The organism is Roseibium sp., assembly GCF_048261595.1.
Lineage (GTDB): Bacteria > Pseudomonadota > Alphaproteobacteria > Rhizobiales > Stappiaceae > Roseibium.
The window spans coordinates 240,620-250,207 of sequence record NZ_JBLXFW010000006.1 but is presented as its reverse complement, the minus strand read 5'-3'; the positions used below and the strand labels follow the sequence as shown (position 1 = coordinate 250,207).

Sequence of the window (9,588 nt, the reverse complement as noted above, 5' to 3'; positions counted from 1 at the left end):
CATGCCGCTCGAGGACATCAACAAGGGCTTCGACCTCATGCACGCCGGCGAATCCATTCGTTCCGTCGTGCTGTACTAATGGCGTGAACATGTTGGTGTCCGGGGCGCAAATCGCTCCGGACACCTCCCGGCAACAGTTTCCACCACGGGTATTTTCGATGAAGACAATTTCCGAAAACCGCAGCTATGGCGGCGTCCAGGGCGTCTATTCCCACGCTTCGAAAGCTTGCGGCGTCGAGATGACCTTCGCGGTCTATATGCCGCCCCAGGCGAAGGATGGTCCGGTGCCGTGTCTCTGGTACCTGTCGGGTCTGACCTGTACGCATGAGAATGCCATGACCAAGGCCGGATTGCAGGAGCATGCCGCCGAGTTCGGTATTGCCGTCGTCTTTCCGGATACTTCCCCGCGCGGAGAGGGCGTCGCAAATGACGAAGCCTATGATCTCGGTCAGGGCGCCGGCTTCTACGTCAATGCGACAGAGGCTCCGTGGGCGCCGCACTTCAACATGGAAGACTACATCGTCAAGGACTTGCGGGCACTTGTGTCAGAGAAGTTCGCAGTTTCCGATGCGCATGGTGTGACTGGACATTCCATGGGTGGTCACGGCGCACTGACGCTGGCGATGAAATATCCGGACCTTTTCGAATCCCTTTCGGCGTTTGCTCCGATTGCGAACCCGTCGGAGTCCGATTGGGGGCGCAAGCAGCTCGGCGCCTATCTCGGCGACGACCAGAGCCTCTGGCCGGCACATGATGCCACCAAGCTACTGGGCAGCAAGGGCTGGAAGGGCGACGTCCTCGTCGATCAGGGCGCCAGCGATCAATTCCTGGAGCTGTTGAAGCCGGAGGCGCTGTCGGCAGCCCTTGCCGAGACCCGCACACCATCTGTATTCCGGATGCAGGAAGGCTATGACCACAGCTATTTCTTCGTCTCGACCTTTGGCCGCGACCATGTGAAGTGGCATGCAGAGCGTTTGCTTCGGACCGCCTGACCAGCTGAGGCGTCCTAACTCCAATCGGCCGATGCGGCGCTCTCCCTCAGGCGGATGAGCGCTGCAAGCGCCGCATTCAGCGGTGCGTCGATTCCAATCGACTTTGCTTCGCGTTCGACGGTTCCGCACAGGCTCTCGATTTCGGTGGCGCGTCCCGCTTCCAGATCCTGCAGCATGGACGGCTTGTGAGGCCCGTGCTCCGCGAGGGCCTTGTCGATCTGGGCGTGTACGGCGTCAAGCGAGGCCGAAATGCCCTTGGCATTGGCGACTGCGACGACCTCGGCGGATGCCGACCTTGCAAGCGCGATCGCATCTGGCTGGCGCGCGATGTCGCCGACCCTCGCGTTGCCAAGGGCGCCGATGGCATTCATGGCGCAGTTGAAGGCTGCCTTCTGCCAAATGACGACATTGGCCGCCGGGTCGTGCACGAAACCGACGGGCCTGAGATAGTCTCCCAGATCACGGGCGAAGCCATCAGAACTCGCACTGATTGCGCGGAAGGTCGTCTTGGAAGCAGCGTTCGTTGCCACTTCCCCCGGTCCGAGCATGCGCCCGTTAATCATCGTCGATCCTTCAAGAATGCAATTCTCGGGTACGCTTTGAGCGACCCGGTCGGCATTTCCTAGGCCGTTCTGGATCGTCAGGATCCTTGCACCGGAGCGGATAAGCGGTTCGACCGAGGCAAGAGCGGATGTGGTGTGCATCGTCTTGGTCAAGAGAATGATCAAATCGGCCTGCCCGGTGTAGTTCTCCGGACGCATCGAAGGGACCTCGAGGCGGCTTGCTTCATCGTCGTGATGCAGAATCAGGCCGTTTTCGTTGATCGCACGAATATGTGCGTCATCGACGTCGAGCAGCGTGACGGGCAATTCCGATTTGGCCATCAGGCCGCCAAGCACCGAGCCAAGCGCACCTGCGCCGAGAATGACGATGTTCATGAAATCCCTCCAGATGGTCATCTTCTCCTGCCAGCGCCGTGTCGAGATTCCAAGAGGCACTTGCTAGGGTCAGACGAATGTGCCGGAGGGTGGCACGGGGCATTTCTCCCGTTCAACCGTGGCCGAGACTGGCTCTCCCTGAAACGGGCGCTTGCGTTGAAGTCATGGGCGCACGAAATGGACTTTCGGTATCCGTCAGGGAGAGAATGTCATGTCGTCCGGCCTACTGGCCGTACGGGAGATGGGCTTTGTCGTGCCCTCAGTGTGGACGCACGCGGATCGCAGAGACCGCGATTGATGCCCAGCCCAGGATCAGCAAGGTTCCGCCGATCGGTGCAGACATCGGGAAAAGACGTTGGTCAAGAAATGCACGGCTGATCAAATCGCCGCAGAAGAGACCAAGCCCCGCGACAAGCAGCACCAGAGAAAGGGCAAGGATCGGGATGCGGCGGACCTGCATGAGCGCGCCGAGAGCGAGAAGGGCAGGGGCGTGAAAGAGCAACATTTCTCCTGCCCGTGTCACGTAACCGGTGGTATCGACATGCGCCCCCGCCGCCATCATCATGATCCCGAGCGCACCGGAAATGCCGGCCAGAACCAGGGTCGTGCGCAGAAGGGGCGCGGTAGGTGCAGGCTGTGAGCCGGTCACGTGATCACTCATCTTCAGTTCCTGTCAGGCGGAAAGGCGTGCGACGACGCCTTTAGACATCGCCGCATCATTCCCGCATCCAAAGCAAGCCGTCAGGCTGCAAGCCCACGTTTTTCGAGGAGCGCGTCAATCCTAGGAGCTCGTCCCCTGAACGCCTTGTAGGTTTCCTCCGGGTCGGGCCGACCGCCCGCCGAATAGATATGCGTGTAGAGTTTCTCCGCTGTTTCAGCGTCAAAAATGTCGCCCTTTTCCTCAAAGGCGCCGAAGGCGTCGGCGTCCATGACTTCCGACCACATGTAGCTGTAGTAGCCGGCGGAATAGCCGTCGCCGGCAAAGGCATGGGCGAAATGGGGGACACGGTGGCGCATGGTGATCGCTGCGGGCATGTCGAGAGCGGCCAGCTGGGTCTTCTCGTATTCCGCAACGTCCAGCTTTGCTCCCTCCGGCATCAGGTGCATTTCGAGATCGATCAGTGCACAGGCGGTGTATTCGACCGTGGCAAAACCCTGGTTGAAGTTCTCGGCGGCGAGAACCTTGTCGAGAAGGGCTTGTGGCATCGGTTCGCCTGTCCTGTAGTGAACCGCGAAGCGGGACAGAACTTCCGGCCGGGACAGCCAGTGCTCGTAGAGCTGGGACGGCAGCTCGACAAAGTCGCGTGCGACACCGGTTCCCGAGATGATCGGGTAGGTGACGTTTGACAGGAGCCCATGGAGCGCGTGGCCGAACTCATGGAAGAGGGTACGCGCATCGTCGAAGGTCAGCAGGGTGGCCTCGCCCGGAGCACCCTTTGCGAAGTTCAGGACATTCACGATGATGGGGGAAATATCGCCGTTCAGGCGGTGCTGGCTCCGGAAGGCGCTCATCCATGCGCCCGAGCGCTTTGAGGCGCGCGCGAAATAATCGCCCAGGAATAGTCCGACGTGGCGACCGTTCCGATCCTTGACCTCGAAGACCCGCACGTCCGGGTGATAGACCGGCATGCCTTTGAGTTCTTCGAAGGATAGGCCGAACAGGCGGGAGGCGGTATCGAAAGCGGCCTCGATGATGTTCTCAAGCTGCAGGTAGGGTTTCAGCTCCGCCTCGTCGAGATCGTATTCCGCCTTGCGGACCTTCTCCGAGTAGTAACGCCAATCCCAGGGCGCGATCTTGAAGTTCTCGCCTTCTGCGCGGGCCATTTCAGAGAGTTTTTCTTCCTCTGCCTTCGCCTGCGAAAGCGCCGGCGTCCAGACCTTGGTCAGAAGGTCACGCACCGCCTCGGGCGTCTTGGCCATTGTGTCGTCGAGCTTGAAGTGGGCAAAGCTTTCAAAGCCGAGGAGTTTGGCTTTTTCGGCGCGAAGCGCGATGGTCTCGGCGACGATATCCCGGTTGTCGGTATCTGCGCCGCCTTCGCCGCGGCTCGTCCAGCCCTGGAATGCTGCCTCGCGCAAGGCTCTGTTCGACGAGAACTGCAGGAACGGTTCGATCGAGGAGCGCGACAGCGTGATGACGTACTTGCCTTCAAGGCCCCGTTCCTTTGCGGCTTCAGAAGCCGCGGCGACGAGGAAATCGGGAAGGCCCGCCAAGTCCTCTTCGTTCTCCAGAACGAGCTGGAAGTCGGCTTCGTCCTTGAGCATGTTCTGCGCAAACTGGGTGCCAAGGCTTGCAAGACGCTGGGAGATTTCGGCCATGCGCTCCTTGCCAGCTTGCTTGAGACCGGCTCCGGCCCGCTGGAACATTGTGTGGTAGCGTTCCAGAACGCGGGCCTCTTCCTCATCTAGACCGAGGTCGCCCTTACGCGCCCAGAGCGCAGCGATCCGGTTGAACAGGGCCTCGTTCTGAAAAGTCTCCGAGCTGTGCTTGGCAAATTTCGGTGCCAGCTCGCGCTCAATGGCCTGAATGTCCGGGTTCGTATGGGCGCCAGTCAGATTGTAGAACGTCCGCGCCGTCCGTCCGAGCCTTTCGCCGGAGGCCTCAAGCGCCCGGATCGTGTTGTCGAATGTCGGAGAATCTGGCGCCGCCGCGATAGCATCGATTTCAGTCCTTGCCTCAGCCATGGTGACATCGAAGGCCTGCTTGAAGTGCTCGGGCTTGATCGCATCGAAGGGGGGCAATTCAAAAGGTGTTTTCCAGTCAGTCAGCAGCGGGTTCGCGGTCATGCGATAGATCCGGTCTCGAAGGGTGGCACATAGGGTCTCGAGGAGAATATGGGCCTGTTGACAGCAAAGACCAAGGCGGTCGGGCAGGGCAATGTGTCGCCGCCCACAGCCAGATCGATCATTCCATGCAAAGCGACTGCGATCTTCCAGGTCACCACATGGTCTTGGCCGCGCGTCCCGGCCACTCGGCGTCATAGTCCTTGCCTCCCACTTCGCCTGCCGACATGGCGGCAAGGATATCGCCTGGGGTCGGCAGAGACGCTGCGTCGACGTGGCTGTCCTGCTTCCACAGACCCGCCCTCATCACAGCACGGGCGCATTGAAAATAGATCTCGCCGATTTTCACCGAGATGATGCTACGAGGCGCCTTTCCCTCGACTTCGAAACGCTTCAGCAGTTCGGGATCCAGTGTCAGGATCGCGGTTCCGTTGATGCGTACGGCCGTGCCGGAGCCAGGGATCAGCATCATGAGCGCAACACGCGGATCGCGAACGATGTTTCGAAGCGAGTCGATTCTGTTGTTGCCGCGCCGGTCGGGCATGAGAAGTGTTTTATCGTTCTCGATGAACAGGCATTGGCGTGAGTCGCCGCGCGGTGAGCAGTCCAGACCTTCCGGTCCGCACGTCGCAAGCGCGCAGAAGGGCGAATTTTCGATCAGGCGCCGGTATTCGGGGGTGAGCCGGTCGGCGACCTTTGCGGTGGACGTCAATGCAGGTGTCCCGTAGATGGCCTCGAGTTCAGTTATCGAGGTGATGGCGTGAGTCATGGGCTCCATTGCTCCTGGAAAGCGCGGATTGATTCCGGTTGGCGACGTTAAATCCACTGACAGCCGGCTCGGTCTGGGTGCAATTATGGCGTGTCTTTTTGGCCAGAGCGATTTTAACTTTGGAATAAGATGATTAACCGGGTTCTTAGCCGGTGTATTAAATCTCGCGATGCTGCATTGCGGTATTTATGGGGCTGACTTCACGGAAATCATTATATTTTATAATGATGCATTGCATCATTTGCTCATTCTATTTGCAGAACGTGTCGTTTTTTAAGGCTTTCCTTGTCCCGGTGCAGGCAAAGGAACCACGTCGATAGTCGTATTGCTTGATTGCCTTGAGCTTTTCTACAGTCGGCCCAGCTCGCAGTCCCTTTGGCGAGGGGTCGAACGGTCGACCGGGAATAGTTTCATCGGGGCTGCTTGCGCTCTGCAAATTCTTGCAGACTTTCTGTGTAGGCTTATGGGCCTTTCTGGGAGGAAAGTATGACCCTTATTCACAAACCCCTTAGTCGCCGCTCGATCCTTCGTGCAGGTACGGCTGGTGGTGTAGCACTTGCGACTCCGACGATCTTCACGAGCAGCGCCTGGGCGGCTCCGTATCTCAACGAGCCGAAGGGATCGACGGTAACGTTCGGTTTCAACGTTCCGCAGACCGGCGCATACGCCGATGAAGGTGCCGATGAACTGCGCGCCTATCAGCTGGCCGTGAAGCACCTGAACGGTGAAGGCGACGGCGGCATGCTGAACACCTTCTCCTCGAAGGCTCTCGGCGGCAACGGCGTGAACGGCAAAAAGGTCGAGTTCGTCACGGGCGACACCCAGACCAAGTCCGACGCGGCTCGCGCATCGGCAAAGCGCATGATCGAAAAAGACGGCGCCATCATGATCACCGGTGGTTCGTCCTCTGGTGTGGCTATTGCTGTGCAGTCTCTCTGCCAGGAAGCCGGCGTCATCTTCATGGCCGGTCTGACCCACTCCAACGACACCACCGGCAAGGACCGCCGTGCAAACGGTTTCCGCCACTTCTTCAACACCGAAATGACCGGCGCTGCGCTGGCACCGGTTCTGCAGAACGCGTTCGGCAACGACCGTAAGGCCTACCACCTGACCGCCGACTACACCTGGGGCTGGTCTCAGGAAGGTTCGATCAAGAAGTACACCGAGAACATGGGTTGGGAAACCACCGCAGCTGTTCGTACGCCGCTCGGCGCTGGTGACTTCTCCCAGTACCTGACCCCGGTTCTGAACTCGGGTGCAGACGTTCTGGTTCTGAACCACTACGGCAAGGACATGGTGAACTCCCTGACCCAGGCAGTTCAGTTCGGTCTGCGCGACAAGCAGGTCAACGGCAAGGACTTCCAGATCGTTGTTCCGCTGTTCTCGCGTCTGATGGCGCAGGGTGCTGGCGAAAACATCAAGGGCATCTTCGGTTCCACGAACTGGAACTGGTCGCTGACCGACGAAGGTTCTCAGGCATTCGTCAAGTCCTTCGGTCAGGAATACGGCTTCCCGCCGAGCCAGGCTGCTCACACCTGCTACGTCCAGGCAATCCTGTACGCCGACGCATGTCAGCGTGCCGGTACCTTCGAGCCGTGCGCAGTTGTGTCCGCCCTGGAGGACTTCGAGTTCGACGGCATGGGCAACGGTCCGACCCTCTACCGTGGTGCTGACCACCAGTGCTTCAAGGACGTTCTCGTCGTGAAGGGTAAGGAAAACCCGAGCTCGCAGTTCGACCTTCTCGAGGTGGTTGAAGTCACCCCGCGTGCACAGGTCGAGTACGCACCGGACATGGCAGACGTCGCCGGTGACCTCGGTACCTGCAACAACGGCGCATAACACCGCTTGAAACGTCAAGGGCGGCCGCCGTTTTCGGCGGCCGCCTTCCTACAGGGTCGCGGCTTATAGCCGAAAAACTCCGGCAAAACCGATGGATGTCATTCTACTTCAACTCCTGAACGGGCTGGACAAGGGCGGTGCTTACGCACTTATCGCTCTGGGTCTAACCCTCATCTTCGGCACCCTGGGTGTCGTCAACTTCGCCCATGGCGCCCTCTTCATGCTCGGCGCCTTCTGCGCCGTGACGTTCAACAAGTTGCTGAGCCTTGAGAAGGTTTCTATCGATCCGGAGCGTACGACTGCGTGGGGCACGCCGCTTGAGATCAAGACACCTTACGTCGAGGCTTATCTTGGCGACTTCGGCGCGTGGATTCTGAACTATTCAGTTCCCGTCTCGATCCTGGTCGCGATCCCCGTGATGCTTGTCATCGGTTTCGTGATGGAACGCGGACTGATCAAGCACTTCTATAATCGTCCGCACGCTGACCAGATCCTCGTGACCTTCGGCCTTGCCATCGTTCTGCAGGAAATCGTCAAGTCGATCTACGGCGCCAACCCGATCCCGCAGATCGCTCCAGAAGTCGTGCGTGGTGCTGCCGATATCGGCGCAATGCTCGGCTTCGAAGCCGGTACGATCGTCTATCCCTGGTGGCGTATGGTCTATCTTCTGTTCGCCGGTGCCATCATCGCTGCAGTGTTCGCCTTTCTCCAGTTCACGACCTTCGGCATGGTTGTGCGCGCCGGTATGGCCGATCGCGAAACCGTCGGTCTTCTGGGTATCAACATCGAGCGCCGTTTCACGATCGTCTTTGCGATCGCTGCGGTTGTCGCCGGCCTGGCCGGGGTGATGTACACGCCCATCCTGCCGCCTGATTACCACATGGGCATGGACTTCCTTGTGCTGTCCTTCGTCGTGGTCGTGGTCGGGGGCATGGGATCGTTGCCGGGCGCTGTCTGTGCAGGCTTCCTGCTGGGTATCCTCCAATCCTTTGCATCCATGAACGAGGTCAAGGCCATTCTGCCTGGCATTGACCAGATCATCATCTACCTCGTTGCCGTGGTCATCCTGCTTGTGCGTCCGCGCGGGCTTCTGGGCCGCAAGGGCGTCATGGAGAACTAAGAAAAATGACTTCCAATACGTCTCCGACCCGCGACATTGTCCTGTTCCTCATCTTTGCGGTAGCCATTCTGACCATGCCGGTCTGGCTGGCTCCCATCGGTGCAGGCTATCCGGACCTTCTGCAGAAGTTCGCCATCTATGGCCTCTTCGCAACGGGCTTCAACCTGCTGTTCGGTCTGACCGGGTATCTCTCATTCGGCCACGCAGCGTTTCTGGGGGTCGGTTCCTACACCGCTGTCTGGACCTTCAAGCTCTTGGGAATGAACCCCATTCCCGCCGCGTTGATGGCCGTGGTGGCCTCGGGAATCTTTGCCCTGGCGATCGGTTACATCTCCTTGCGCCGGTCGGGCATCTACTTCTCCATCCTGACGCTGGCCTTTGCCCAGATGTCATACAACCTGGCCTATTCGGTTCTGACGCCGATCACTAATGGTGAAACCGGCCTTCGAGTCCTGGAATCCGACCCGCGTCTGTTTGACGGGGCCTCCCAGTCCGATGGACCGCTTATCTCCACCCTGTTCGGCATCGAGATGACCGGTTTCGCGGGTTTCTACTTCTGCGCGACGCTGATGATCATCGGTTTCTTCATCGCCATGCGGATCTTCCGGTCGCCTTTCGGCACCATGCTCCGTGCGGTCAAGTCGAACCAGAACCGCATGACCTACACAGGTCTTAACCCACGTCCGTACACGCTGGCTGCCTTCGTCATCTCCGGAATGTACGCCGGTCTTGCAGGTGCCCTGCTGTGCATCACCGACCCGCTCGCCGGTGCGGAACGCATGCAGTGGACGGCATCGGGCGAAGTGGTCCTGATGACCATTCTCGGCGGTGCGGGCACGCTGCTCGGACCGATCCTTGGTGCAGGTCTCATCAAGTACTTCGAGAACATCTTCTCGGCGTTCAATGACCAGACGCTGCACGCGATCTTCGGTTTCCTGCCCGACTTCCTTGAAACTCCGGTCGTCGCCATCTCCGGCCTGTTCGTCGGCGAAGGCTGGCACCTGACCCTCGGTGTGCTGTTCATGATCATCGTGATCTTCCTTCCGGGAGGCATCATGGAAGGCATGTCGCGCATCGGTCGTCTGTTCAAGGGCTCGAAAAAGTCTGCCGGCGCTGACAAGAGCCGCGTAGAAGCAGCTGCCGAGTAAG

Annotated in this window: 8 protein-coding genes; 4 read left to right on the top strand and 4 right to left on the bottom strand. The window is 59.4% G+C overall.

The features are described 5' to 3' along the window. Positions 1-158 precede the first annotated feature (158 nt). Positions 159-992, top strand: coding sequence for an S-formylglutathione hydrolase (gene fghA, locus ACN0SY_RS18355; protein ID WP_417689723.1), 834 nt, complete (start codon positions 159-161; stop codon positions 990-992). A 14-nt stretch (positions 993-1,006) separates the two neighbouring features. Here the strand turns inward: fghA and ACN0SY_RS18350 are convergent, their stop codons facing one another. From ACN0SY_RS18350 to ACN0SY_RS18335, 4 genes are all read right to left on the bottom strand, one after another. After that, a complete protein-coding gene (locus ACN0SY_RS18350; RefSeq protein ID WP_417689721.1) occupies positions 1,007-1,930 on the bottom strand; it encodes a ketopantoate reductase family protein in 924 nt (307 codons plus the stop codon). 259 nt (positions 1,931-2,189) lie between these two features. Then, positions 2,190-2,591, bottom strand: a complete 402-nt coding sequence (locus ACN0SY_RS18345) for a DUF423 domain-containing protein (RefSeq protein WP_417689719.1) — start codon at positions 2,589-2,591, stop codon at positions 2,190-2,192. Positions 2,592-2,671: 80 nt separating this feature from the next. After that, the gene (locus ACN0SY_RS18340; protein WP_417689717.1) at positions 2,672-4,714 is read right to left on the bottom strand and encodes a M3 family metallopeptidase; all 2,043 of its coding nucleotides are present in this window, start codon (positions 4,712-4,714) and stop codon (positions 2,672-2,674) included. A gap of 151 nt (positions 4,715-4,865) precedes the next feature. Continuing rightward, entirely contained in the window at positions 4,866-5,480 is a 615-nt protein-coding gene (locus ACN0SY_RS18335; protein WP_417689715.1) for a pyridoxamine 5'-phosphate oxidase family protein, read from the bottom strand. 486 nt (positions 5,481-5,966) lie between these two features. Between ACN0SY_RS18335 and ACN0SY_RS18330 the strand changes: the two genes are divergently transcribed. From ACN0SY_RS18330 to ACN0SY_RS18320, 3 genes are all read left to right on the top strand, one after another. Next, positions 5,967-7,319: a substrate-binding protein gene (locus ACN0SY_RS18330; RefSeq protein WP_417689713.1), complete on the top strand. Its 1,353-nt coding sequence runs from the start codon at positions 5,967-5,969 to the stop codon at positions 7,317-7,319. 91 nt (positions 7,320-7,410) lie between these two features. Beyond that, on the top strand, positions 7,411-8,439 hold the full coding sequence (locus ACN0SY_RS18325; protein WP_417689711.1) for a branched-chain amino acid ABC transporter permease: 1,029 nt from the start codon (positions 7,411-7,413) through the stop codon (positions 8,437-8,439). 5 nt (positions 8,440-8,444) lie between these two features. Next, positions 8,445-9,587 (top strand): branched-chain amino acid ABC transporter permease, encoded by a 1,143-nt coding sequence (locus ACN0SY_RS18320; RefSeq protein ID WP_417689709.1) that lies wholly within the window; start codon positions 8,445-8,447, stop codon positions 9,585-9,587. Position 9,588 lies beyond the last annotated feature (1 nt).